At 28.0% G+C, this 24,786-nt stretch carries 26 protein-coding genes; 21 read left to right on the forward strand and 5 right to left on the reverse strand.

The features are described from left to right. Positions 1-70: 70 nt before the first annotated feature. Complete coding sequence (locus tag JJC02_06380; GenBank protein UDN55798.1) at positions 71-1,969, forward strand: glutamine synthetase; 1,899 nt, start codon at positions 71-73, stop codon at positions 1,967-1,969. Positions 1,970-2,096: 127 nt separating this feature from the next. On the opposite strand, the gene JJC02_06385 is transcribed toward JJC02_06380, so the two are convergent. Beyond that, complete coding sequence (locus JJC02_06385) at positions 2,097-3,218, reverse strand: galactosyldiacylglycerol synthase (protein UDN55799.1); 1,122 nt, start codon at positions 3,216-3,218, stop codon at positions 2,097-2,099. A gap of 198 nt (positions 3,219-3,416) precedes the next feature. On the opposite strand from JJC02_06385, the gene JJC02_06390 reads away from it, so the two are divergent. From JJC02_06390 to JJC02_06425, 8 genes are all read left to right on the forward strand, one after another. Beyond that, positions 3,417-3,749 (forward strand): PadR family transcriptional regulator, encoded by a 333-nt coding sequence (locus JJC02_06390; GenBank protein UDN55800.1) that lies wholly within the window; start codon positions 3,417-3,419, stop codon positions 3,747-3,749. Then, positions 3,736-4,665, forward strand: coding sequence for a DUF1700 domain-containing protein (locus tag JJC02_06395; protein ID UDN55801.1), 930 nt, complete (start codon positions 3,736-3,738; stop codon positions 4,663-4,665). The genes JJC02_06390 and JJC02_06395 overlap by 14 nt, the downstream gene beginning before the upstream one ends. Then, positions 4,658-5,746 carry a DUF4097 family beta strand repeat protein gene (locus JJC02_06400; GenBank protein ID UDN55802.1) on the forward strand — a complete coding sequence of 363 codons (1,089 nt, stop codon included), beginning with the start codon at positions 4,658-4,660 and terminating at the stop codon, positions 5,744-5,746. Before JJC02_06395 ends, JJC02_06400 begins: the two co-directional genes overlap by 8 nt. Positions 5,747-5,847: 101 nt before the next feature. Further along, positions 5,848-6,384, forward strand: a complete 537-nt coding sequence (locus JJC02_06405) for a hypothetical protein (protein UDN55803.1) — start codon at positions 5,848-5,850, stop codon at positions 6,382-6,384. A gap of 120 nt (positions 6,385-6,504) precedes the next feature. Next, positions 6,505-7,212, forward strand: coding sequence for a lantibiotic protection ABC transporter ATP-binding protein (locus JJC02_06410; GenBank protein ID UDN55804.1), 708 nt, complete (start codon positions 6,505-6,507; stop codon positions 7,210-7,212). A 1-nt stretch (position 7,213) separates the two neighbouring features. Beyond that, positions 7,214-7,930 (forward strand): lantibiotic immunity ABC transporter MutE/EpiE family permease subunit, encoded by a 717-nt coding sequence (locus tag JJC02_06415; GenBank protein UDN55805.1) that lies wholly within the window; start codon positions 7,214-7,216, stop codon positions 7,928-7,930. Between the two features lies 1 nt (position 7,931). Continuing rightward, positions 7,932-8,690 (forward strand): lantibiotic immunity ABC transporter MutG family permease subunit, encoded by a 759-nt coding sequence (locus JJC02_06420; GenBank protein ID UDN55806.1) that lies wholly within the window; start codon positions 7,932-7,934, stop codon positions 8,688-8,690. Positions 8,691-8,836: 146 nt separating this feature from the next. Further along, positions 8,837-10,225, forward strand: coding sequence for a sensor histidine kinase (locus JJC02_06425; protein UDN55807.1), 1,389 nt, complete (start codon positions 8,837-8,839; stop codon positions 10,223-10,225). Between the two features lie 76 nt (positions 10,226-10,301). Here JJC02_06425 and JJC02_06430 read toward each other — a convergent pair whose 3' ends face one another. Next, positions 10,302-11,123, reverse strand: coding sequence for a pyridoxamine kinase (locus tag JJC02_06430; protein ID UDN55808.1), 822 nt, complete (start codon positions 11,121-11,123; stop codon positions 10,302-10,304). Between the two features lie 190 nt (positions 11,124-11,313). On the opposite strand from JJC02_06430, the gene JJC02_06435 reads away from it, so the two are divergent. The 3 genes from JJC02_06435 (at position 11,314) to JJC02_06445 (ending at position 13,755) form a co-directional block, all read left to right on the forward strand. Then, positions 11,314-12,522 carry an amidase domain-containing protein gene (locus tag JJC02_06435; GenBank protein UDN55809.1) on the forward strand — a complete coding sequence of 403 codons (1,209 nt, stop codon included), beginning with the start codon at positions 11,314-11,316 and terminating at the stop codon, positions 12,520-12,522. Between the two features lie 182 nt (positions 12,523-12,704). Next, complete coding sequence (locus JJC02_06440; protein ID UDN55810.1) at positions 12,705-12,905, forward strand: cold-shock protein; 201 nt, start codon at positions 12,705-12,707, stop codon at positions 12,903-12,905. Positions 12,906-13,326: 421 nt separating this feature from the next. Further along, complete coding sequence (locus JJC02_06445) at positions 13,327-13,755, forward strand: CBS domain-containing protein (protein UDN55811.1); 429 nt, start codon at positions 13,327-13,329, stop codon at positions 13,753-13,755. A 150-nt stretch (positions 13,756-13,905) separates the two neighbouring features. Here JJC02_06445 and JJC02_06450 read toward each other — a convergent pair whose 3' ends face one another. From JJC02_06450 to JJC02_06460, 3 genes are all read right to left on the reverse strand, one after another. Further along, positions 13,906-14,661 carry a peptidylprolyl isomerase gene (locus JJC02_06450; GenBank protein UDN55812.1) on the reverse strand — a complete coding sequence of 252 codons (756 nt, stop codon included), beginning with the start codon at positions 14,659-14,661 and terminating at the stop codon, positions 13,906-13,908. A 701-nt stretch (positions 14,662-15,362) separates the two neighbouring features. Next, a complete protein-coding gene (locus tag JJC02_06455) occupies positions 15,363-15,869 on the reverse strand; it encodes a hypothetical protein (protein UDN55813.1) in 507 nt (168 codons plus the stop codon). Between the two features lie 81 nt (positions 15,870-15,950). Continuing rightward, complete coding sequence (locus tag JJC02_06460) at positions 15,951-16,271, reverse strand: XRE family transcriptional regulator (protein UDN55814.1); 321 nt, start codon at positions 16,269-16,271, stop codon at positions 15,951-15,953. Positions 16,272-16,441: 170 nt separating this feature from the next. Between JJC02_06460 and JJC02_06465 the strand changes: the two genes are divergently transcribed. The 9 genes from JJC02_06465 (at position 16,442) to JJC02_06505 (ending at position 24,771) form a co-directional block, all read left to right on the forward strand. Beyond that, positions 16,442-16,633 carry a helix-turn-helix transcriptional regulator gene (locus JJC02_06465; protein UDN56388.1) on the forward strand — a complete coding sequence of 64 codons (192 nt, stop codon included), beginning with the start codon at positions 16,442-16,444 and terminating at the stop codon, positions 16,631-16,633. Positions 16,634-16,741: 108 nt separating this feature from the next. After that, positions 16,742-17,182, forward strand: coding sequence for a hypothetical protein (locus tag JJC02_06470; GenBank protein ID UDN55815.1), 441 nt, complete (start codon positions 16,742-16,744; stop codon positions 17,180-17,182). A gap of 248 nt (positions 17,183-17,430) precedes the next feature. After that, the gene (locus tag JJC02_06475; GenBank protein UDN55816.1) at positions 17,431-17,874 is read left to right on the forward strand and encodes a hypothetical protein; all 444 of its coding nucleotides are present in this window, start codon (positions 17,431-17,433) and stop codon (positions 17,872-17,874) included. Positions 17,875-17,878: 4 nt separating this feature from the next. Continuing rightward, on the forward strand, positions 17,879-18,943 hold the full coding sequence (locus tag JJC02_06480) for a phage tail sheath subtilisin-like domain-containing protein (protein UDN55817.1): 1,065 nt from the start codon (positions 17,879-17,881) through the stop codon (positions 18,941-18,943). Between the two features lie 13 nt (positions 18,944-18,956). Next, positions 18,957-19,385 (forward strand): phage tail tube protein, encoded by a 429-nt coding sequence (locus tag JJC02_06485; GenBank protein ID UDN55818.1) that lies wholly within the window; start codon positions 18,957-18,959, stop codon positions 19,383-19,385. Between the two features lie 113 nt (positions 19,386-19,498). Continuing rightward, the gene (locus JJC02_06490; protein ID UDN55819.1) at positions 19,499-19,945 is read left to right on the forward strand and encodes a phage portal protein; all 447 of its coding nucleotides are present in this window, start codon (positions 19,499-19,501) and stop codon (positions 19,943-19,945) included. Between the two features lie 193 nt (positions 19,946-20,138). Further along, positions 20,139-22,538, forward strand: a complete 2,400-nt coding sequence (locus tag JJC02_06495; protein ID UDN55820.1) for a hypothetical protein — start codon at positions 20,139-20,141, stop codon at positions 22,536-22,538. After that, a complete protein-coding gene (locus tag JJC02_06500; protein ID UDN55821.1) occupies positions 22,538-22,960 on the forward strand; it encodes a hypothetical protein in 423 nt (140 codons plus the stop codon). The genes JJC02_06495 and JJC02_06500 overlap by 1 nt, the downstream gene beginning before the upstream one ends. A gap of 281 nt (positions 22,961-23,241) precedes the next feature. Continuing rightward, a complete protein-coding gene (locus tag JJC02_06505) occupies positions 23,242-24,771 on the forward strand; it encodes a C40 family peptidase (protein UDN55822.1) in 1,530 nt (509 codons plus the stop codon). Positions 24,772-24,786: the final 15 nt, after the last annotated feature.

Raw genomic sequence — 24,786 nt, forward strand, 5'->3', positions numbered from 1 at the left:
AAGGGAAAATGAATTTTATCTTGTATTTAACAAAATAAATTTTACATAAAAATTATGGGAGAGTGAAAAAATGGATAGTCTATTATACGTAATAGAGAAAGATAAACATACTAATGAAGAAATAAGAGAAATCCTAAAAAGTAATAAAAATATAAGATTTGTTTCCTTAATGGGAGTTGACTTAGGAGGAAATGCAACAGATGAAAAGATTCCTGTAGAATTATTTTTAGAAGATATAGATAAGTTTTTGGAATCAGCTATACAGACTGATGGTTCTAGTGTTGAGCTTTACAATATAGCTACATTGAATAATGCAAAAGTAGACTTAATGCCAGATAAAAGTTGTCATTGGTATGTAGATTATAATATGGAATATATAGATGAAGAAGTAGGTTTGCCTGTTGGAACATTAAAGATACCTGCATTTTTGATACATGATAATAAAAAAGTATGTTCTAGAGGAGTACTTCAAAAAGCAGATAAGTATTTTAAAAAATCAATGTACGAAATATTTAGAGAATATCCACATGTAATAAATAACATAGGAATAAATTCAGTAGATGATATAGAAGAAATAATGTTAACAGCAGCTACAGAGCTTGAGTTCTGGGTTAATACTCCTGAGGATAAAGCTGACTTGGAAAAATTATATGTATCACAAAGTTTAAAAGAACAATACTGGAAAAGAACTCATGGTATTATAAGAACTTGCTTAGAGCAAAGTTTAATTATACTTCAAAAACTAGGTGTAAACCCTGAGATGGCTCACAAAGAGGTTGGAGGGATACAAAGTTCTATTAGTATAGATGGAAAGACAAACCATGCTATGGAGCAATTAGAGGTTTCTTGGAAGTTTTCTACACCATTACAAGCAGCAGATAATGAATTATTAGTAAGAGATGTTATAGAAGATGTATTTACATCACATGGACTAGAAGTTACATTTAAAGCAAAACCAATTCATGGAGTTGCAGGAAGTGGTGGACATACACATGTAGGAGTAAGTGCAAAGCTAAAGGATGGAAGTATAAAAAACCTATTTGCTCCAAAAGATTTAAAAGAAGACTATCTAAGTGAATTGGGATATGGAGCTCTTATGGGACTTCTTTACAATTATGAAGTATTAAATCCAATTGTAACGGCTTCCAATGATGGATTTAATAGACTAGTTCCTGGATTTGAAGCACCTGTATGTATAGTTACATCTCTGGGGCATAGTTATGAGATTCCATCAAGAAATAGGTCAGTACTCGTTGGTTTAATAAGAGATATGAAAAATCCAAAGACTATAAGATTCGAGTTAAGGTCACCAAGCCCTTTATCTAATACGTATTTAGTAATAGCAGGGTGTTATCAAACGATGTTGGATGGTATAAAAGCAGCAGCTAAGAGTGGTCTTAGTACAAAAGAACTTGAAAAAGAGTTATCTAAAAATGTAGGTGAAGAAAGTTTCTATTTAGAAAAAGATAGAGCGTATAGAGATGAAAATGATGTATTTGAACATTATAGTTTGGAAGAAAGAAATGCAAGATTTGGAATTCCACCAGCTACAGTTTATGAAAATATGAAAAATTTAGAAATATATGCTTCAAAATTAAAATCTTTAAAACAAGGTGATGTATTTACTGATAGTATAATAGAGTCATTTAAGATTGGAGCTATAGATAAGTGGCAAAAGAAATTAAAAACTAGAATAATAGAGGATGGAATTCAAAAGATAAGAAGTATTGTCAAGATACATACAAAAGAAAATATGGATGCACTTGACGAGGTAGTTTGGAATTCAATATCAGATTTAAAGTTCAATATTATGAAGGATACTTTAACTAGAGAATCACTATTTACTAGGGTGAAAGAAGCTGTAGAAAATAAAGATTATCAGACTGCCTCAGATTTACAAATAGAGTTAAAGAGAAGTATGGAAGAAATACAACAACTATATATGCAATATAAGAAAAATATATACTAAGATAATAATTTGATTTTGATATGATAAAGGCAATCAAGTATGAGTAAGTACTATGAGTAAATTCTCAAATGTAAAAGCATACTTGATTGCCCTTAGTTTTATGTTTGAAATTTTGTAATAGTACAATTTAGCTGTAATGATTATCTATTAATTCTGATATATAATCAGCAATTTTATCTGGATGAATGACTGTTTTAAATTCCTCTAAATTTTTCTTCATAAAGTTTATTATAGAATCAAATTCATTTGATACTAACTTATAAAATATGTTTTTCAGGTCTAGGTCATCACTATAAATCATGCCAAGCCCCTTATCTATTATAAATTTAGCATTTTCAATCTCTTGTCCAACTTTTGGCATTTTTACGAGTACCGGGGTTTGTGATTGAATGGCTTCAAATATAGTTGCTCCTCCAGGCTTAGTTAGCATTAAGTCACATTCTCTTATTAGGTTATACATGTCATTTACAAATCCAAGTACTTTTATATTTTTTAGAGGTTTTTTATGAGTTAGATTATCGTACAGTTTTTTGTTTTTACCAGTAACTATTGTAATTTCTATAGAATCAATATGTTCTTCAATGAATTCATCTATCCAATGCATAAAATCCTCATCTATATCAAATAGACCTCTTCCTCCACCTAGAAGTAATAATCTATATTTATCAAGACAGAGTTCTTTACTTTCAATTTGAAATCTTTTATCTACAGGAACGCCAGTAACCTTTATGGAGTCTGGATTTATTCCTTTTTGAAAAAATCTATTTTTTATTTCAGGAGAAGGAACAAAATACAAATCTGTATTTTCAAAAACCCATTCCATACTATCTACAACATCTGTTATAACTGTAAGTGTCGGAATATTTATATCAGGGTTCTTTATCTTAAAGTTGTTTACACAAGCAGCAGCTAGTGGAAATGTAGAGATAATCAAATCTGGATTTATATCAGCAATATACTCAGAAAGTTTAGGTGTATATAATTTATGAGATAAATCATGTCTTGAATCAAACGATTTCTTAAAGTAATAATAGTAATTATATAATCCAGGAGTATATTTTGTATTGTTTTCATAAAGTTTTACCATAGGCTTATTCATCATGGGAATACTTGCATTTATAAAGTTTTGTATAACAACATTATAGTTACTATATTTTTCAATAATACATTCTTTGACCGCTTTTGCGGCACTTATATGTCCAGCACCAAATTGAGCAGTTAAGATTAATATTGTTTTATCATCTTTCATTTTAGCCAATTTATCACCACTTTCATAAAATATATCTGATTAGAGTATTATACATTTATAGGAGGATTTAATCAACAAGAATATTTAAAAATAACTATTGTGCAAAACATAGTACTGTGTTATTATGAAAATATAAGAAGTTTTAACATAGTACCTTGTAAAACACAATACTGTGTATTTAAAGAAAGGATGGAGTATATGAACACACAATTTAGAAAGGGTGTTTTAGAAATTTGTGTACTTGCACTAATATCTAAGAAAGATATGTATGGATATGAAATAGTACATAATATCTCTAAAGTGATAGATGTAAATGAAGGAACAATATATCCTATTCTAAGAAGACTTACAAAAGATTTGTATTTCGAAACATATATACTAGAATCTAATGAGGGTCCTGCTAGAAAATACTATAGAATAACTTCATTAGGAAAAGAAAATTTATCCAATCTTATGGAAGAGTGGAGAGAATTTGTAAAGGCTGTTGAAATTTTAATAAGTGAAGATGAGGGAGGTAATGAACTTGAATAAAACTGAGTTTCTTGAAATTTTAAAGGATTATCTAAAAAAAGATTTTTCTGAGAGCGAAGTTAATGATATATTGAGAGATTATGAAGAGTATTTTGTAGATGGTCTTATAGAGGGAAAGAGTGATATGGAGATAATAGCATCACTTGGTTCACCAAAATCTATAGCCAAAGAGCTTATCTTACAGACTAAAGAAAAAAACATTGAAGAGGAAAAAATAATAAATACAGATGTTTTAAATGATAAATTTAGTAAGTTTAAATCGGATATGAAAAAGGGTTATTCTGTCTTAAAGGATGAAGCTAAGGAAAAGTACAATAAATCAAAAGAAAATATAAATGATAAGCTTACACCAAGTATAGAAGAGGGTGTTGGAGGCTTATCTAGACAAGTTATAAAGGCATTATTAGTAGTATTATCTTTATTATTGATTGTTCCAGCATTTGCATTTATATGTACTGTTATATCAGTTGCTATTGGATTAGTTTGCACATTAATTGCTTTTGTTATATCAATTCCATTTGTGATTAAATTTATATCAATGGTTCCAGATGTTGCGATGTTTTGTATCTTTGCAACTATAGCATTTATAGGGCTTGAGATACTAGCATGGCAAATTTTATTGTTTGTTATAAAATTAGGTAAACAATTACTAGGCAGTTATATAAACTGGATAAAGAGAAAAAACATTTATATAAATGCAAATGAAAAGATGGAAAAAAGAAATAAAGATACTTTAAATGATGAAGATTTGAATAAAAATATTAATGAAGATTTATATAGTGATGACCACTACAATATGAAAGAAGACAGTATCAAAGAAACTGATGACTATAGTGATGATAGTATAAATTTTGAGGCGATGTATAAAGACCTTGAAGATATAGATGATAAGAAAGGAGAAGATAAACATGAATAAGAAACTTGCCATATTTGCTACAGTTTTATTGGTAATAGGCATAATTGGAACAACATGGTCAGGGATTTTAGTTATGCCAAGCTTAATAAACTTTGGGCTAGAGAAGGAAATTGAATTAAAAAAAGAAAATAAACTTTATCAAGAAAAAGTAAATATTGACAAGTTGGATGTATCTGTTGACAATATAAATGTTATGATAAAGAAAAGTTCAAGTGAAGATGTGCGTGTGACTACAAGAGGGAATAATGAATTTTACAAATACAGTGTAACTTTACAAGATAAGACTTTAGTTGTAAAAGGCGAAAGGAAATCTGAAAATAAAATTAAAAAGATTAAAAATTTCGACCAATTATTAAATACATCTATAAATAGTATGTTTTCACATGATTATAGAGAGCTTATAATATATGTACCAAATAATGTAGACATAAATGCATCAAGTATAAGTTCGTACTTATTTGTATATGATAATGTAGCTTCAAATAATATAACATATAAAACTTCTTATGGAAGTTTTAGTAGAGCTATAACAGAAAACAAAGTAAATAGACTAGAAAACTTAAACTTAATATCTAATAGCAATCTTAGTTTGTCAACAAAGTCGATTTTAGGTGTTAAAAATGTAAATATAGAATCAGAGTCATTAGATATATCTTCAGATTATGAAGATGTATTTATCAATAATGCAGAAGAGTATATACCTGAAAATGTAAATATAAATGAAAAAATAAGTAGAAATTCACATTACGATAATGAATTTAATTTGTATTCTAATTTGCCAATTGCTAAGCATCTGAATATAGAAGTTCCAAATTCTAAGGTAAGTCTTAATTTACCAGTGGATAAGTATAAATTTAATTGTGATATAAAGTCAAAAGAAGTAATTGAAGAATTCAACAATGATGAAGATTACAGTAGTGATGAAGAATATAGTGATGATTCACCTGCTTATGAACATGGTGAAGGACATAGTAACAAGTATAAAAATATGAGAGAAATAAAAGGGCTTTTGAATAAAAATATGTCGAATTTAGAACAAGAATATACTATAAAAATAAATTCAAATAGATTAGAACTGTAAATAATTTACTATAATAATTTATAAATTGATTTAAAAGTATAAAAATATAATCTATACTATGGTATAATAAGTATCGAAAGATAATTAGGAGAGGGATACTTATGAATAAAATAGCAGTAAGTTTTTTAATAATTGCTACTACTTTATTGAGTACAGCATGTATGGATTATAGCATCAGCGCAGTTGAGCTAGTTGACTCTAAAGAATCAGCAGTTGTAAAGAAGGATGAGGATGCCAAAGAAGAAACAACTAGTAAAATGATTAATTCTAAGAAGACTACTAAAATACCCATAGAGATAATTTCAAAGGATGATAAGATAGTAAAGTACTTACAGATTGATGAAGAAAGTACGCTCAAAGATAAACTGCGATTAATCTTAGACACATTATCAAATGAGTATTTTAATGGTTTAGACATGGAAGTAGAAGTTAAGGAAAAAGACAATCTCGTTAAAATAAACTTGATAGAACCAGATGAAAAAAGTAGAGTTTCTTGGAAGGATGATTATTTGAATGAACAAAATATAATATATACTATAAATAATATTATTAAAAATGTCATCCAAGAAGAAGATAATAGTATTTGGATTGAAGAAGTAGAGATATACTACAATGGAAAATTAATAGAGTTAAGATAAAGAAGATGTGTTAAAAAAACACATCTTTTTTTTATAATTTTTTAATTCTTATAAAATCCTTATATTTATGATTTAGAATGATTCTTGTAAATAAGTTTGACAAAAGAAAGGATGAAAATTATGAGTAATTATATTTTGAAGGTAAAAGGAGTTTCTAAAAAGTTTAAGGATCAGGTTGCAGTTGATAATATTTCACTAGAAATTAAACATAATTCTATATATGGATTATTAGGACCAAATGGAGCTGGGAAATCTACTTTATTAAAAATGATAACTGGGATTTTAAATCCAACTTCAGGAAAAATAATGTTTGAGGGGCATAAGTGGACTAGAAAGGATTTATCAGATATTGGTTCTCTTATTGAGTCTCCTGCTATATATGAGAATTTAACGGCAAGAGAAAATCTAAAAATTCATACTACTTTACTTGGTCTTCCTGACTCTCGCATTGAAGAAGTTTTAGAGACTGTCGATTTAAAAGATACTTTTAAAAAGCGTTCAGGTCAATTCTCTCTAGGAATGAAGCAACGTCTTGGTATTGCTATTGCATTATTAAATCACCCAAAACTTTTAATCTTAGATGAACCTACAAATGGTCTTGACCCTATTGGTATTGAAGAACTTAGAGAATTGATTCGTTCTTTTCCAAAGCAAGGAATTACAGTTATTTTATCAAGCCATATCTTGTCTGAAGTTGAACAGATTGTAGATGAAATCGGAATAATTTCTAATGGAGTAATGGGTTATCAAGGAGAAGTATCAAAAGAACAAAACTTAGAAGAACTTTTTATGAAAGTTGTAGCTGAAAATAGAAAGAGAGGGGAGTAATATGGAAAGATTTATTAGAGTGGAATTTCAAAAGATGAAAGGAACTTTTGGAATGAAGTTGGTATGGATAGTTCCAGTGTTTTGTATACTTTTTTGTGGACTAGGTGGAGGGCAAAATGCTGCTTTCAACTGGTGGTATGGGACATTTCTTCCCGGAGGATTAACCTTAATATGTTCATTAATAGTATTAAAAGATGAAAAAAATAAATACCGTGGTATTTTACCATTACCAATTGAAATGAAAGATATTTGGACTGGAAAAATACTTTATTGTATTATTTGTTGTTTTATAGCATCAATTATTTCTGCAATAGGGGTAGTTTTTGTTGGGATAATCTATAAAGAAACTATTTCAATAGGTCAAAATATTATTGCAACTATGTTAATTGTTTTACTATTTATGTGGCAGATTCCTCTTTGTATGTTTTTAGCTTCAAAATTTGGGATTTTTGTTACAGTTTTAATAAATATGTTTTTTACTATTGTTGGAGTTTCTGTTTTTTCAACCACAGGAATGTGGTATGTATTTCCACATTCGATTCCTTCAAGATTAATGGCTGCTGTATTGCATATTCTACCAAATGGGCTTCCTGTACCAGAGGGAAGTGAACTTTTAAATAATGCTGTTATTTTACCAGGAGTATTAATATCTGTTATTTTATTTGCATTATTTGCTTTAGTTACAAGGGCTTGGTTTAATAATAGAGAGGTGAAGTAATATGAGACAATTAATAAGAATACTTTGTTCTGATTTAATAAAATTAAAGCGAAATTTTATAATACTAATGCACATTTGCATTGCTTTGATGGGAATGGGATTATTTTTATTGTATTATAAGGTTTCAGGAGCTGATAATATACTAAAGATAGTATTATATTTACAAGTTATAGCAATAGCTTTTCCTTTATTATCAGGTGTTGTGTGTTCAATGTTAGTTGAACAAGAATATTATTCAGGAAATTATAAACATATGTTAACATCATCTAATCCAAAATATCTTACTCTTATAAGTAAATATATAATCTTAGTATGTCTTGGTTTTGCAGCAACATTAGTGTCTGTATTAGGTTTTAAACTTGGTATATCTGAGGATTACTTTGCATCAAGCTTTTATATGACTTCAATCCTAATTTTAATTGGATGTAATTTATTCGAATATATATTACATTTATTCTTAAGTTTAAGGTTCGGAAAAGGAGCATCAATTGGAGTGGGTATAGTTGAAATGTTGCTTTCAGCATTATTACTAACTGGATTTGGTTCTGGTATTTGGCAGTACTTTCCTTGTGCATGGGGTGTTAGATTTATAACTATTTGGTCATCTTTTTCAAGTTCTAAAGCGGTTGAATATATAAAAGTTGAATCAATTAAAGCATATCAATCAACAGGTTTAATGTGTGGCTTTGTAACAATTTTAGCATTTGTAATTTTATGTATTTGGTTTTCTAAATGGGAAGGTAAAAAGTCAGAAGAATAGAATAAAAATTGATTATTTATTTACATTATATTTATATTATTATGTTAAAATATAACTTAGAAATAAAAAGATATAAAATAATCAAATAAAAAACTGGTTAGGTATTAATTATGAATTAATTAAACTATTTGGAGGATATGGTACAAATGCTTGGAGGTAAAAAATCTAACAATAAAAAAGTTGAAAAGTTGAGAACTATTTTTATAAAATATTTATCTTTATTCTTTGTTATGACAATTTCATTTGCACTTCTTTTAATGTTATTATTTTCTGTATTATTATCATCAGGTGTAATATTACCAGCTAATTATGCAGAAAAACAATTTAATAAATATAAAGGAAAGATTATTTCAAGTGAGAAAGTAACTGAAGATATAATTCCAAATTTATACGAGTATGGTGTTTATACTTCAGATGGGAATTTAATTTCAGGTACTTTTAATAAAAAAGAATCAAAAGAAGTATGGAATTTAATGAGAGACATTGAAGAAAGGCATGCATATTCGGAAAGTTATATAAAGTTTTTTAAGAAAGATGAAGTCTTTATAATAAAATACAAACTAGTACCAGAATTTAGTTCTCCAGTTTTAAGAGCACATTTGCCAAAACCAGAGATGTTGGGGATGATTATTTTTAGTATAATATTTTTTATTGAAATTGTTATATTATCAAAATTATTTGGAAAGAAATTCAATATTGAAATGGAACTTTTAAAAAATACTACAGAAAAAATAGAACAACAGGATTTAGATTTTGTTGTAGAATCTAGTAAAATTTATGAAATTAATAATGTTCTTTTTTCTATGGATAAAATGAAGTCTGCCTTAAAAGATTCTTTAGAAAAGCAGTGGATGTTGGAAGAAAATAGAAAGGAACAAATATCTGCATTGGCACATGATATAAAGACACCATTAACTATTATTCATGGAAACACTGATTTATTAATTGAAATAAATGAAAATCCTGAATTATTAGAGTATATGGAATATATCTCAAAAGGTGTCACTCAAATAGAAAAATATATAAATACTTTAATAGACATATCGAAAACAGAGAGTGGCTATATATTAAATAAAGAAGTAGTGAATGTCAATGAGTTTATAAAAGATATTTTAGTGCAAATAGAAGCATTAGCTAGTACCAAAAACTTAGATGTGGAGTTTTTTAAACAAGATAATTTGCCTAAAAATATAACTATAGATAGAGAACTGTTATTCAGAGCTATTATGAATATAATTTCAAATGCTATAGATTATTCATCAAGCCAGAGTAAACTATACATAAGTGTATCAGTAAGTAATAAATTCTTAAAATTTGTAATTACAGATTGTGGAAGTGGTTTTTCTAAAGTAGATTTGTCAAAAGCTACAGAACAATTTTATACAGGAGATTTAAGTAGAAATTCTAAGTCTCATTATGGAATGGGTCTTTATATTGTAAATAATATTGTACAAAAACATAAGGGGTCTTTGCATATTGAAAATTCTGTAAAAACTGGTGGTGCTATGGTAACAATTGAAGTGTCGATTGTTTAATAAATAATATCCATTTTGTAAATACCAAAATTTTATGATTTATAGGTATTTATAAAATGGATAATTTTTTTAAAATTTATATATTAGTTAAATCTGATAAAAAGTTTTCAAACATAACTCCATCATTTCTATCAGTATAAAATTGAGATGTGTAATTTATAGTTTTATATATAAAATCTGTTGCAGTATTAACAGCTACTCCCAAATCATGTTTATTTACTAACATACCACAAAGTATAGATGTGAATATATCTCCTGTTCCACTATAAGAACAATTATTGTATTTAACTGATGTAAAGAATACATGGTCATTATCTCTATCATAAGCTAAATTTAGTATATTATCGTCTTCTAATATACCAGTAATAACGACTTTGCTAGGTCCTAATTCAGATACGGATTTTGCAATATATATAAGCTCATCTCTATTATAATCTCTTTTAGTATAATCATTTCCAGTTAAGAAACAAGCTTCTGTTAAATTAGGCGTAGTTAAATTTGAATGTTTAACTAATTCTTTGATTTCTTGTCTCATTTCTTCTGTGAATATTGGATACATAACTCCGTTATCACCCATCACAGGGTCAACTACGATAAAAGCATTTGGATAATCTTTTATAAAATTAGCCACTATTTCGATTTGATGTTTTGAACCCAAAAACCCACTATATATACTATCAAAGTTGACTTTTAAATTTTTCCAAACATTTGAATATTTTACCATTTCATCAGTAAAGTCTAAAAAAGTAAATTCAGGATAACCAGTTTGACTTGAAAGTATGGCTGTTGGAAATGGACAACATTGAACCTTTAATGCTGAAAGTATAGGTATAGCAACCGATAATGAACACTTTCCTATTCCAGATAAGTCATTAATTGCTGCGACTTTTTTTTGCATAAAAAACCCTCCATTAGTATGTATTAATTATAATGATACCAAAATATTTATATACATATATATTACTATAAAAAAAAGAAAAAAGTAGGTTATAAAATAAAAAATTGTAAAAAAAACAGTGTATCGATACAATTAATTTTTAATATTGGACATAATAAAATAGAGAATTATTAAATATAAAAATTATTGTATGTGGCAGAATATTCTTTTCTTTTGTAAGGTGTACTATTTGGGAGGTGTAGCTTTGAAAATACTGAAAAATAAGAGTAAGTACATCAAAGGTATAATGGCATTTGTATTTTTGTCTTTAGCTACTACAGCAGGTGTATTTTTAATCAATGATTTAAGTATGAAAAATATGGAAGAAAAAGTCATGGAATCTGCAAATGTTGAAGGTGATGATGTAAAAGACCAATATAAGCTATTGCTTGAAAACTTATTTGATTACAGAAATAAGGCAATATTAGAGAAAAATGAAAACATTTTAAAAGGTCTTTATGAGACGGATAAAAAATTTGGTCTTTGGGCTTATGAAAATGAAGTAAAAAAGATGAAGTATTTAGAAAACTGGTCTAGTAAACAAGGTGTAAAGTTTAAGGACATAAAGACAAGGGTTAAGATTAAAAAAATAAAGGAAAAAGAAAAAGACCTCTATGGTATAATCTGTTCAGTATCGACTGAATATAGATATTCATATGAAAATCAAAAGGACAAAGAAAACGTCTTTAGAATAGGTACATATCATTATCTAAATGTAAAAATTATAGATAATCAATATGTCATAACTAAAGAGTGGTATACAGACCCTTTTGCAGACTCTTTAAATTTAGAGAACATAAAATCTGATGATATAAGAAGCTATATTGGTCAACAAAATGGTGTAGAGTTACAGCTTACAGATGAACAAAAGAAGGCTATAGATTATGCACATAAATACTGTGGAGCAGCAGCTGATGAAGAACATGGCATGAAATTTAATCCAAACTATAGGGATTATAATCCAGATGGTGGAGATTGTGCAAACTTTGCATCACAGATAATGTTTGAAAGTGGAAGGTTCAAAAAGAACTCAATTTGGAATTATAGTCAAAGAGCAGGTACAAAAGCATGGGTAAATGCACAAGCTTTTAAAAATTATGCACTATATAGTGGAAGAGGTTCATTAATTGCTAAAGGTTCTTATGAGGAAGTGTACAAAGAAGCTTATAATCTACGTCCAGGAGATTTTGTTGGTTATGAGAAAAAAGGCAGAATAACACATGTTTCGACAGTAACAGGATTAGATTCAAGAGGATATCCTTTGGTAACTTGCCATAATACTGACAGAATGTTGGTTCCATGGGATTTAGGCTGGAGTGATAAATCCATAAGATTTCATATAATAAAAATAAATTATTGAAAAATTATAAAGAAAAATAAAGTATAAAAGATAATAATCATTTAAAATTATAAAGTAAAAAAATTGATTATTAATGTATAAAAATAATAATAATTGACAAACATAGCTATATATGATAGAGTAGTAATAAGGTTACAGAAAAGAGTAGCTAAATAATTGTGTTTTTTTAGGAGGATTTATTAATGAAAACTGGTGTAGTTAAATGGTTTAACAACGAAAAAGGATTTGGATTCATATCTGTAGAAGGTGAAGGAGATGTTTTCGTACATTTCTCAGCTATAACTGGAGATGGATACAAAACATTAGAAGAAGGACAAAGTGTTGAATTTGAAGTAGTAGATGGAGCTAAAGGTCCTCAAGCTGCTAACGTAGTTAGATTATAATTAAAAATTCATATATATTAGTGTTCTAGTAATATGAGAGATAAGCCGCTAATCGTTTAGCGGTTTTTTCAGTTTTTGTAAATAAAATTAATTGCAAAATAAATTAAAATTATTAAAATAAAATCATTAATAATAAGATAAATATGTTAAAATTAATAGTGTAGAGTAAAATTATTATAGCTAGGTTTAAGTCAATTAATTTTTAGTTGATTTTTCTAAAAAGAGAGTAAGTGATACTGATAGACCATATAAAAATATTAATAAAGCGTAATAAGAATAAAATAACTAAAAGAAAAACGCTTGTTACAGCGTATAGTATTAAGAATACTTAGAAAATAAGAAAGGAGAAAGTTACTGCAAAAAAGTAACATTATAAATATTGAATAATATTTATAAGTTTTCAGTAACGGTGGGTAGTGTAATGAACATATTATTCTTTCTAACACCAAAAAGTGAAGTAGCATATATATATGAAGACTACACTATAAGGCAAGCTCTAGAAAAAATGGAATATCACAAATACTCTGCAATTCCAATAATAAGTAAGGATGGTAAATATGTTGGGACTATAACAGAAGGTGATTTTTTATGGACATTAAAAAACGATTTAAATCTGGACTTAAAAGGATTAGAAGATGTTCCAGTGACAGACATAAATAGAAAAATGGATAATTCTCCTGTTTCCATCAATGCAGATATTGAAGATTTAGTTATAAAATCTTTAAATCAAAATTTTATTCCTGTCATAGATGACCAAGATACATTTATTGGGATAATAAAAAGAAGAGATGTCATAGGATACTGCTATGAGATAATACGTGGATATAAAAATTTAGCTAATGATAATTAAAAAATTTCTTTAAATTTTCAAATTTTTAAACTGAGTTCTTTATAATAAAAGAATAATAATATTAAATTGAATGTTTAAACTTTAATATAAGAAGCTGTCTTTTCTAATAGATATTGTGAAAAGACAGCTTTTTTATACATTACTTTACGATTAATCGTTGTATTTTACAAGGTTTCCGTACTTAGCATTAAGAGCATTTATTTTATTTCCATAAACTTCATTTTGTTTTTGATATAATAAACTTTTTTCAACTTCAGCCTTAACTTCATCAAATGTAGACTCTGTGCTTTCTTGAAGGTCTTCTAATTTTATTATATGGTATCCAAATTGAGTTTTAACTGGCTCGCTTATTTCACCTTTAGCCATAGAGAATACAGCTTCTTCAAATTCAGGAACCATTTGTCCTCTACCGAATGTTCCTAAATCACCACCCGTGTCTTTAGATGGACAAGAAGAATGTTTAAGAGCTGCGTCTTCAAAAGATATTTCTTCTGATTTTATTTGAGCAAGTATTTCTTTAGCTTTTTCATCACTATCTACTAATATATGTTTAGCAGTTGCACTTTCTGGTTTAGAGAAAGAACTCTTATTAGCTTCAAAGAATTTTACTTTTTCATCTTCTGTTACATCAATACTAGATAAAACTTTATTTATAGCAAATTGTTTTAATACATTTTCTTCTATCTTTTTCATTTCTAATTTAAATACTTCTTCTTCATCTAATTTTTCTTCTTTAGCATCTAAGAAGAATAACTCTTGATTTACTAAATCATTTAATAAATGTTTTTTTCCTTCTTCAGTTTTAAATTGCATAGCTTGATAAGGGTCTAATGATTTTAATGCATTTTCAATATCAATATTAGTTATCTCTTTTTCTCCAACTGTTGCTAAAACTTTTTTTTCCATAATAGTTAACTCCTTCATAGTGTATTTCATTATTAATATAAAAACTACCATCTTAAATAATATCAGAAAACAATGTAGATGTCTAACATTTAAAGTCATATTAGGTCAAATAGAATTAAATTTAGTAGAACAAAGTTATTACAATCAATAAAAGTGAGCTCATAATACCCACTACACCTTCGTCGTGCTTAAATTTAAGGGTTTTTACCATTGAATAATAAAGGTATATTCCAGTAAAAATAATCTTTAAATACAAGAAAAATAAACTCTTTGGGTATATTAAAAAGCTAAAAAGTGTAAATATAAAAGCAAGTAGAGTACTTATCCTGTAAAAGAAATCTATTTGTGTAATGTCTTTATATTTTATCATAAATGCTGAATATAAAATGATGAAAACAATTGCGACAATTGCGTATGTGGTAAATAACATATTTTCAAGAGTACCATTTGAAATTACTATCCACTTATACCACATGATTGGCCAAAATAATAGTGCTAAGAACTTAAAATAATTATCAAACAACTTTTCTTTATACATTCATCAAACAACCTTTCTTAACAAAAGCATATATTTGTTTTTAGAATTTTAAATAACGTAATACCATTATTATATATTAATATTGAATTTATAGAAACCAAAATTTGTTAAAATAAATATATACCTTTTATTGCTATGTAAATTGAAACTACTACCGTTTTTATTATGAAATTGGATCAAATATGTAGAAATATGGCAAGTTGGTTAATATTAGATATTTATTGTTTCCAAGTGATAAAGATTGTTTTTTTAATGATAAAAATTCCAATCTTTTTTGAAAAAAATTAATGTCTACATTAAGTATATCTGCCATTTCATAAACGCAAGTGACACCAGAATTAATTATGTTTATTATATCCTCTTCAGTAATTAAGAATTCACAAGCCCATTTTAATGCCTTATTTTCGCACTTGTCTATAACGATTTTTGTATAATAATCGTTATAAGATGATACATAGTATCCAAGACTAGTGAAATGATGTCCAAGCTCTTCAGCTAAGATGGATGTGAGTTTTTTAGTATTTTGTTTTAGAGTACTGAGTAAAGATATGATTTTCATACCATGTTTATTTATATATAGTCCCTCTAAATCTCCTGCAATATAAGTAGTATAATGAATTATTATCTCTTCTTGAGAAGCTAATTCAAAAAGCTTATCCAAATTATTCATAAAAATCCCCCTAAAATAGAATGTATGTTTGTTTTAAAATTATATTAAAAGAGCAGAAGAATAGACTGCTCATCATGTGGTTTATTTTTTTTTATATTTATTTAGTAAAAATTCTATATAATCATTAAGTTGTTCTTGGGCTTCTTCAGGTAATTCTTCATGTGGATTTTTTCTATGTGCAGCTACAGTATCAATATTTTCCTTAACCAATGTTCTCCCAAGAAGGTAATCAACTGACACATTAAACACATCAGCCAGCTTATTTAAAATGTGTTCATCAGGAAATCTGTTTTCTGTTTCATAGTATCCTAAGACTCTTTGAGAAACCCCTACTTTTTCCCCAAGTTCTCTTTGGGTTAATCCAAATTCCTTTCTAAGTTCTCTTAATCTTTTGGCAAACATTATATCACCACCTTATGTATAGATTATAACAAATTGTTCTAAAAAATAAAACGAAGAAATTCCAAAAAGAATGTTTTTTTCTAAAAACTATTGATAAGGAACAAATAATTCTATATAATGTAAATATATAAGAATAAAATATTCTTAATAGTATTGGAGGTATAAAGATGATGTTTAAAAATAATTTGAAATATTATAGAAAGTGCAAAGGTATGACACAAATTCAACTTGCTAGAAGGGCTGGAATTACAAGTGACTATATATCTCAGATAGAAAGAGGTATAAAAAATCCTGGACTTCTTATGGCTAAGAAAATTTCTGCTATTTTAGAACAAAATATAGATGAAGTTTTTTTTACATAGCGATAGAACAATATATTCTTAAAAATTGTGGGATTAGTAAACAAACTGTGTACTAAAGAGATTATTGTAAATTTGAAGCTAATAATAAGCATATAAAGGAGAAATATTATGAAAAACAATAAAGATATATTATTTAAAGAAACAGATGAAAGATTACATAATTATAAGTATTTAGATATAAAGATAAAGAATATTAACTTGGACATAAAAAGATGTGAGAATGAATATTCTGGATGTGGAGCAATGGTATATACAGAAAAGACTAGCAACACATATAATATAAGTTCTTCTGTGGAAAATGAGGTGATAAAAAGAGAGGGAAGGCTAATAAAATTAAAAATGGAAAAAGAAGATATAGAAATAGAAAAAGAAAAGATAGAAAATGCTCTAACATGTCTAAATGATATGGAAATGGAGTTTTTTAATCTTTTTTATAATAGTAAGACAAAAAATAATATGACGTATATTTCTATGAAACTGCATTTAGATAGAACATCTTGCTATAATTTAAAGAAAAAGATGATATTTAAATTGAGTGAGATATTATAAAAAATAGGACAATTTTACAACACTTTATATACACCATTGCAACAATAGACCATAAAATATGTGAGATAATGTTATTGTGAAAGAAATCCATATTGAAGGAGGTGATAAATTGAAAAGAATAATATTACCTATAAATATAGAAGATACTTGACGGGAATAAATGAGATGTTTATTTAAAAATGACTTATATCATTTATAGTAAGATTATCAGACTAAGTAAGAATATTTAGTGATAGAGTGGTGATTGTTTGCTTAAACACAAAGAAATATTAGAAACAATTATTGGGATTCTCAAAAAAAACTTTACTGAAAGTGTTTTTATTGATGATGAAAGTACGCAAGGCTCTGAAGGGTCTTGTTTTTTTGTAAGTATACTGTCAATTGTTTGTACACCTATAATGTTAAATAAGAATAACAAAGATATTGTTATCTCTATAAAATACTTACCAAAATCACAATCAAACAGTATTAGAATGTATGAAATCTCAGACGAATTAAATAAGTTATTCAATAGAAATATAAAGGTAACAGACAGAAAATTAAGTATAACAAAATTAGAACAAAGTATAAAAAAAGAGGAGTCAATTTATGCATTAAACTTTTCAATTACATTAAACTATCTTGATAGCGTATATGAAGAAGAAGCAGTATATGAAAATATGGAAGAAATTAATTTAAATTTAGGAGAGTGATAGTATGGCTATAGGATTACCAAGTATCAACATATCATTTAAGGAGCTAGCTACAACTGTTAAAGAACGTTCAGCTAGAGGGATAATTGCAATGGTACTTAAAGATACTAAGGCACTAGGTCTTAATGAAATACATGAAAAAGAGGATATACCAACTGATTTATCTGCTGAAAATAAAGAATATATAAACTTAGCTTTGATGGGAAATGTTAATACTCCAAATAAGTTAATAGTTTATGTAATAGAAGGAGAAACAGATATTCAAACTGCATTAGATTTTTTAGAGACTAGGGAATTTAATTATCTATGTATGCCTAAAGCAGTAGAAGCTGATAAGATTACTATAAAAAATTGGATAATTAAACTTAGAGATGTAGATAAAGTGAAAGTTAAGGCTGTATTAGGAAACTTTGTAGGAAATCATGAAGGTATAATTAATTTTACTACAGAAGATGTGCTAGTTGGAGAAAAGAAATACAGTGTTGATGAGTTTACAAGTAGGGTGGCTGGACTTATAGCAGGAACACCTTTAAGTCAATCAGTAACTTATACTAAGCTTAGTGATGTAGTTGATATACCTAAGATGACGAAAGTTGATGCAGAATCAAGGGTTAATAAAGGAGAGCTTATACTTATTAAGGAAGCTGGTGCTATAAGAATTGCTAGAGGAGTAAATTCTTTAACTGAATTAACAGAAGAAAAAGGAGAAATGTTCCAGAAGATAAAAATAGTTGATACTTTAGATATTATAAATAATGATATTAAGAAAGTAATAATAGATAATTATATAGGCAGAGTTCCTAATAGTTATGATAATAAATGCATACTAATAGTAGCAATAAAAGAATACCTAGAAGAATTAGAAAAGGGAGAATTAATAGAAGCTGGCTCAATTGTAGATATAGACATAGAATCACAAAAACAGTATTTGAAATCTAAAAATATAGATATATCTAATATGAAAGAACAAGAAATAAGAGAAGCAAATACAGGTTCAAAAGTATTCTTAACAGCAAAGATAAAGATGTTAGATGCTATGGAAGATATAGATTTATCAATAGAGATATAGGAGGATTATTAATATGGCAAATATGGAAGCTAGGAATGTAATGAGTGGTACTTGGGGAGAACTTTGGCTTGATGGAAACAAGGTAGCAGAAGTAAAGAAGTTTCAAGCAAAGATGGAATTTACAAAAGAGGATATTATAATAGCAGGTCAAATGGGTACTGATACAAAGTATATGGGATATAAAGGAAAAGGTTCAATAACTTTATATCATGTTAGTTCAAGAATGCACAAATTAATTGGAGAAAAGATAAAGAGAGGTTCTGAACCTAGATTTGTTGCTATATCTAAATTAAATGACCCAGATTCTTATGGAGCAGAAAGAATAGCAGTAAAGAATATAGCATTTGATGATTTAACTTTAGCTGATTGGGAAGTTGGAGTAAAAGGAGAGATAGAGGCTCCCTTCACATTTACCGAATATGATTTTCTTGATATAATTTAGTTTTATATTTGGTTTTATATTAATATTTAGTAAATATATATTTAATAAATTCAGATAGTTAATAAGTAAAAAAGTTAGTTGATTGAAATTGATTGATAAAGGAGCAAATAATAATGAGTGAAAATGGATTATCAAAAAATATAAACATAGTAGATTTACTTTTAAATGCAGATACAGAAAACTTAGAAAGACCGAGTACTATAGTTGAACTTAAGAGATTATCAAGTATATTTGGGCAGGAATTTAAAGTAATGTGTAGAGCTTTAACAATAAGTAAAGATGAGGAGATACAAAATACTTGTCTTAAAATTGATGAAAATATGAAAACAGATATAGACTTACCAGAGATGCAGATGCTTACAATTATAGAAGGTGTTTGTGATTTAGATGGAAAGCTTTTATTTAAAAATAAGGAGTTAATGGATAAATTTAAGGCTCCGACTCCAAAAGAATTAGCAAGAAAATTATTACTACCAGGCGAAATTACTAACTTATATAGAATCCTTCAAGATGTTATGGGTTATGGTAAAAATGCAGTGATAGAAGAGATAAAAAACTAATAGGGACGGATACTAAGACTACAATAATGTACTATTATTGGAAGAAAAAAGGTATTAGGCCGTCCCTTTTTTATGCAATGGATAAAGGCGAATTAAAGCTTATTGAAGCTTTTTTCGCCTTGGAAATTGAGGAAGAAGTTGAAAAAGTGAAACATGGGTATGGAGTGTGTCCTTTGACAGGAGGTGGTATATAGTGGGAAATGTAAGAGAAGAAGGTATAAATATGTATCTTACAGATAATTACACACCGAAAATGAATCAAATTATATCAGTAACTGATAATTTTAGGAGAGCAACTGTGGCTGTTTCACTTTCAACTAATGTAATGGCTAATAGTATAAAAAATTCTATTGGAAGTGCAAGTAGTAGAGTAAATAGCTTAAATTCATCACTAAAAAAAGTTCAGACTACTGCTAGTAGTGTAAGTTCTACTATGACAAAATTAAGTTCTAGTATGAATGCTGTTTCAGGAGTTAGTGGAAGTTTAAATGGAAGTATTATGAGACTAGCAGTAACTATAGCTATGATTATTGATTATTTTAGTAAGTTGATTCAAAAGAAAAATGAGTTGAATTCAAATCTTATAATTATGTTAATATTTAAAGCTAAAAGTGATGAAATAGAAAAAACTAAAAATAAAGTACTTGGAAGTTTAAAAAAGATTAGTGGCAAGGCATGGCAGATTGTAATAAAAGCAAAAGATATGGCTAAGAGAGTGATAAGTAGTACCTTGGAAAAATTAAAACAAATAACTAAAAATCATTGGCAAGGGATTATTAATCTTAAAGATATGGCAAGTAGTGCTATAGGCAGAATTTTACCTAAGTTAATGCTATTTAAAAGTTCTTTTTGGAGTAGTGTAATAGCTATAAAAGATATGGCAAGTGGCATTATAAGCAAAGTATTTCCTAAGTTGAGATTGTTTGCAGGTAAGGTATGGAAAGGTGCAATAGCTGTAAAGGATATGGCAAGTGGAATACTTAGTTCAATAAAGGGGAAGATATCTGATTTGACAAATGGTGCTACTATAGGTGTCGCTGTAAAAAAAGGTGTTGATTTACTTGGTCAGGAACAAAATCAGAAAGTTGTTTTAGAAAGTGTAATGAAAAGAAATACTGGAAAAGTTAATCAAAGAGATGTTGATAATTATTATGAAGATTTGTTAGATATAGCAGATAAGACACCTTTTGATCCTGAAGATGTTGTTGCAATGGGAACTAAAGCTAAAATGATTAGTAATATTACTGGTGGTAAAAAAGAAAAAGATATAACTCAGGCTATGGTGGATGTTAGAGCTTTAAATATGAATACAAGTAGTGAGCAAGATGTATCAGCAGCTTTCTTAAGTGCAGCAAAAGGAAATATGGAATCTCTTAATACTCTGGTAGGAGAAAATTATAAAACTTTTGATGAAGCATTGGAAGGTATAAGTGTAAAGCAGAGGGGATTAGCTGAAAGAATGAGTGATACAATACCAGGTATAATAGCAAGTGCTCAAACAAGCATTAACAATGGTTTGAAGAGTATTGTTAAACCTTTCGATGATATTTTAGGTCAAGGAATAAAGAAAATAAAAACTTTTACAGAAAGTGGATTAGAGAATTTAGCTGGTTTATCTGAAAAAATGGCTGGTAAAATAGGCAATGTAATGAATGGTAAGATAATTATTGGCAACAAATATGACCAGATGCAATCTAGAAGTGTAAAAAATGGAAAAGAGTTTTCTGATTCTACTCAATATCGAATTTCTAATGAGGTTGAAAAACGTAAAATGATGGTTGAAAATAAGCAAGAACGTTTTGAAAATCATGCAGCAACAATGATAGGGAATGCACCAAAAGCAATTGTTAATGCAGGAAGTACACTATTACAAAATATTGATTTTACAGCATTAATAGATTCCTTACTTCCAGTAGTAAACTTAGTAAATAATTTACTAGATAGTATAAACAATAAATCACCAATTGCACAAGGATTAATAAGTATATTTGGGACAATAGTAACTACAGCATTCCAATTAATCGGGCCTGTAGTTGAAGCTGTTAGCCCTATTATCACAAGAATTTTCACTTTTTTAGGTGAGTATGCCCCTCAAATAAATAATTTTATAGAGACACTAGGTGTTATCTGGGAGACAGTTTGGGCAACAATAGGACCACTTTTAGAGGATGCTTGGATTATTGTAGAACCAGTTTTAGGAGGTCTTTTTAATCTATTTAACGATATATGTAATATTATAAAAGATGTTTGTAAATGGTGGCAAAATTTAGTTGAAAAAATTAATAAAAATCCAATTATTGAGACAGTTAGATCTATAATTGATGATTGGAACGCAGGTACAAGTAAGTCTGGAAGTAATGCATTTGGATTAAACTATGTTCCTTATAATGATTACCCAACAAGGCTTCATGAAGGTGAAATGGTTTTAACTAAACAAGAAGCAAATCAATATAGAAGTGGAAAAAATGGTGGAAATATAAGTATAGCCAAGTTAGCTGATACAATAGTAATTAGAGAAGAAGCTGATATAGAAAAAGTTACATCAAAATTGGTTTCAAGTATAAAAATAGCACAATTAGGAGGTGTATTATAATGGAAATGTGGCTTAGACAAGCAGAAGATAGATTTAGATTTCCAGTATTTCCATCATCCTTTAGTATTAATGGAAAAGCTGTTGTAAACTCCTCTAGTGTACTCAAAATAGGTGAAATAGCAACTTTTGGAGGTGTAGCTCTTAAAAGTATTTCAATATCAAGTTTTTTTCCAAATAAAGACTATACTTTCTGTGACTATACAGGCTTTCCATCACCATATGATTGTGTAAATAAGATTGAAAAATGGATGAAGGAAGGTTTTATACTAAGATTCACAATTACAGAAACAAATATAAATATGGAGGTTATAATTGAGGGTTTTAGCTATGAAGAAAGAGATGGGACTCGAGATGTGTATTTTACATTAGACTTAAAAGAGTATAAAAGAATAAAAATACCAAAAGTAACTCCAAAACAATAACTATTATAGATAATAAGTTGTAAATAACTGCTGATAGACTTAAATGAAAAGGCAGGTGATTTTTTATTATTAAGATTTGGGTACACATAAAAAATGGAAGTATATATGATATAACTGACATAGTAGATAAAGTCTCATGGTCAGGCGACTATAAATCTCCATCAAGAACACTAGAGTTTTCAATAATACAATCAGCATTTGATGTAAATTTTCAACAGATAGATATACCAATAGCTAGTACAGTTTGTTTCTACGTAGATGAGAAAGAACTCTTTAGAGGAATGATAATTAATAGGTCCAAAGATTCAAGCAGTAATGAAATTAGTTTTGTATCTAAAGATATGGGATTTTTACTTACACAAAGTGAAGTTTCATATAACTTTAAAGATAAGTTGGTTGAAGACATAGCAAAGCAAGTATTTGCTGAAAATAGGCTTTCAGTTGGAACAATAGCAAAGACCAATGTCAAGTATACAAAGATGTTTATAGGAGTAAATGGTTATGACACGATAATGAGTGCATATACAGAGGCAAGTAAAAAGACAAAGAAAAAGTATATGATAGAAGCCAATTTAGATAAGTTTAATGTTATTGAAAAAGGAACTGTTACATTAAGTGTTATGTTTGAAGAGGGATTTAATATTATAAATACTACCTTTTCAGAGAGCATGGAAAATGTAAAAAATAAGGTAATAGTAGTAGACCAGTATGGAAGTAAGATTAGCGAAAAAATAGATAATGAAATTTTTAAGGAAGTAAATGTAATAATGCAAAAAGTAATTCAGCAACAAGAAAATCAAGATATAGATGTAGATAGCGAGTTTAGTGGAATAGAAAAAAGCTGTTCTCTTAAAGGTTATGGAGATGTAAGTTGTATAACTGGTAGAGGGGTAAAAGTTAAAGATTCTTATACAAAGCTTGTAGGATTATTTTATATAGATACAGATAAGCATATCTGGCAAAATGGAGAGTATCAAATTGAACTTGAACTTAACTTTCAAAATCTTATGGATGAAAAGTCAGCAGGACAAGATGAACCAAAGGAAGAAAGTAATTTAGGAGAAGAAGGTTATACAGGAGGTAGAGAATTTACAGCAGAATTCACAGCTTACTGCCCTAGAAAAGAGGAAGGTGGAGATACAGATTGTAGAAATAAAAAACTTGACCCGTCTAAAAAAACTTGTGCTGCTCCCATGGTTGGTAAATATGAGCAAACTCATTATACAAAAGAGTTTTTAAACAAACATCCTCTGTTGAACTATGGAGATGAAATACAAATAATTACAGGAGTTTCTGGGCGAGATGGAGTCTATAAAGTAAATGATGTAGGACCTGCAATAACTATAGAAAAGGATGGAACATACCATATAGATATTTTATTTGGAAATGTTGAAGAAGCTAGTAAATTTGGAAGAAGAAAAGGAAAAATTATTGTTGGTGGTTATGCTGGTAGTGTATCTGATAAAGCTAAAACAGTGATATCAGAGGCAAAAAAACATCTAGGTAAACCTTATAAATGGGGTGGAAATGGACCAAGTAGTTTTGATTGCTCTGGATTGATGGTCTACTGTTTTAAAAAAGTTAATGTTAGTTTACCAAGAACATCAAATCAACAATCTAAAAAAGGCAAGAAAGTAGAACAAAAAAATCTTCAAGCAGGAGATTTAGTATTTTTTCATAATCCAGTCAGCCATGTTGGACTATATATAGGCAATGGAGAATTTTTACATGCTCCACGAAAAGGTGATGTAGTTAAAATAAGTAAGTTAAGTAGTAGAAAAGATTTTAATACAGCTAGGAGAGTATTATAAGAGGATGGTGATATA

Origin of the sequence: Clostridioides sp. ES-S-0054-01 (assembly GCA_021561035.1) — a bacterium.
In the GTDB taxonomy this organism is placed as follows: domain Bacteria; phylum Bacillota; class Clostridia; order Peptostreptococcales; family Peptostreptococcaceae; genus Clostridioides.

What these genes read in the sequence shown, in the direction of transcription:
- JJC02_06430 (UDN55808.1), bottom strand. Translation starts at nt 11,123, where the DNA reads ATGCAAAAAAAAGTCGCAGCAATTAATGACTTATCTGGAATAGGAAAG.
- JJC02_06445 (UDN55811.1), top strand. Translation starts at nt 13,327, where the DNA reads ATGAACATATTATTCTTTCTAACACCAAAAAGTGAAGTAGCATATATA.
- JJC02_06465 (UDN56388.1), top strand. Translation starts at nt 16,442, where the DNA reads ATGTTTAAAAATAATTTGAAATATTATAGAAAGTGCAAAGGTATGACA.
- JJC02_06410 (UDN55804.1), top strand. Translation starts at nt 6,505, where the DNA reads ATGAGTAATTATATTTTGAAGGTAAAAGGAGTTTCTAAAAAGTTTAAG.
- JJC02_06415 (UDN55805.1), top strand. Translation starts at nt 7,214, where the DNA reads ATGGAAAGATTTATTAGAGTGGAATTTCAAAAGATGAAAGGAACTTTT.
- JJC02_06435 (UDN55809.1), top strand. Translation starts at nt 11,314, where the DNA reads ATGTGGCAGAATATTCTTTTCTTTTGTAAGGTGTACTATTTGGGAGGT.
- JJC02_06480 (UDN55817.1), top strand. Translation starts at nt 17,879, where the DNA reads ATGGCTATAGGATTACCAAGTATCAACATATCATTTAAGGAGCTAGCT.
- JJC02_06395 (UDN55801.1), top strand. Translation starts at nt 3,736, where the DNA reads ATGAACTTGAATAAAACTGAGTTTCTTGAAATTTTAAAGGATTATCTA.
- JJC02_06455 (UDN55813.1), bottom strand. Translation starts at nt 15,869, where the DNA reads ATGAATAATTTGGATAAGCTTTTTGAATTAGCTTCTCAAGAAGAGATA.
- JJC02_06420 (UDN55806.1), top strand. Translation starts at nt 7,932, where the DNA reads ATGAGACAATTAATAAGAATACTTTGTTCTGATTTAATAAAATTAAAG.
- JJC02_06380 (UDN55798.1), top strand. Translation starts at nt 71, where the DNA reads ATGGATAGTCTATTATACGTAATAGAGAAAGATAAACATACTAATGAA.
- JJC02_06500 (UDN55821.1), top strand. Translation starts at nt 22,538, where the DNA reads ATGGAAATGTGGCTTAGACAAGCAGAAGATAGATTTAGATTTCCAGTA.
- JJC02_06460 (UDN55814.1), bottom strand. Translation starts at nt 16,271, where the DNA reads ATGTTTGCCAAAAGATTAAGAGAACTTAGAAAGGAATTTGGATTAACC.
- JJC02_06400 (UDN55802.1), top strand. Translation starts at nt 4,658, where the DNA reads ATGAATAAGAAACTTGCCATATTTGCTACAGTTTTATTGGTAATAGGC.
- JJC02_06490 (UDN55819.1), top strand. Translation starts at nt 19,499, where the DNA reads ATGAGTGAAAATGGATTATCAAAAAATATAAACATAGTAGATTTACTT.
- JJC02_06505 (UDN55822.1), top strand. Translation starts at nt 23,242, where the DNA reads ATGATAATTAATAGGTCCAAAGATTCAAGCAGTAATGAAATTAGTTTT.
- JJC02_06405 (UDN55803.1), top strand. Translation starts at nt 5,848, where the DNA reads ATGAATAAAATAGCAGTAAGTTTTTTAATAATTGCTACTACTTTATTG.
- JJC02_06440 (UDN55810.1), top strand. Translation starts at nt 12,705, where the DNA reads ATGAAAACTGGTGTAGTTAAATGGTTTAACAACGAAAAAGGATTTGGA.
- JJC02_06470 (UDN55815.1), top strand. Translation starts at nt 16,742, where the DNA reads ATGAAAAACAATAAAGATATATTATTTAAAGAAACAGATGAAAGATTA.
- JJC02_06425 (UDN55807.1), top strand. Translation starts at nt 8,837, where the DNA reads ATGCTTGGAGGTAAAAAATCTAACAATAAAAAAGTTGAAAAGTTGAGA.
- JJC02_06390 (UDN55800.1), top strand. Translation starts at nt 3,417, where the DNA reads ATGAACACACAATTTAGAAAGGGTGTTTTAGAAATTTGTGTACTTGCA.
- JJC02_06450 (UDN55812.1), bottom strand. Translation starts at nt 14,661, where the DNA reads ATGGAAAAAAAAGTTTTAGCAACAGTTGGAGAAAAAGAGATAACTAAT.
- JJC02_06385 (UDN55799.1), bottom strand. Translation starts at nt 3,218, where the DNA reads ATGAAAGATGATAAAACAATATTAATCTTAACTGCTCAATTTGGTGCT.
- JJC02_06485 (UDN55818.1), top strand. Translation starts at nt 18,957, where the DNA reads ATGGCAAATATGGAAGCTAGGAATGTAATGAGTGGTACTTGGGGAGAA.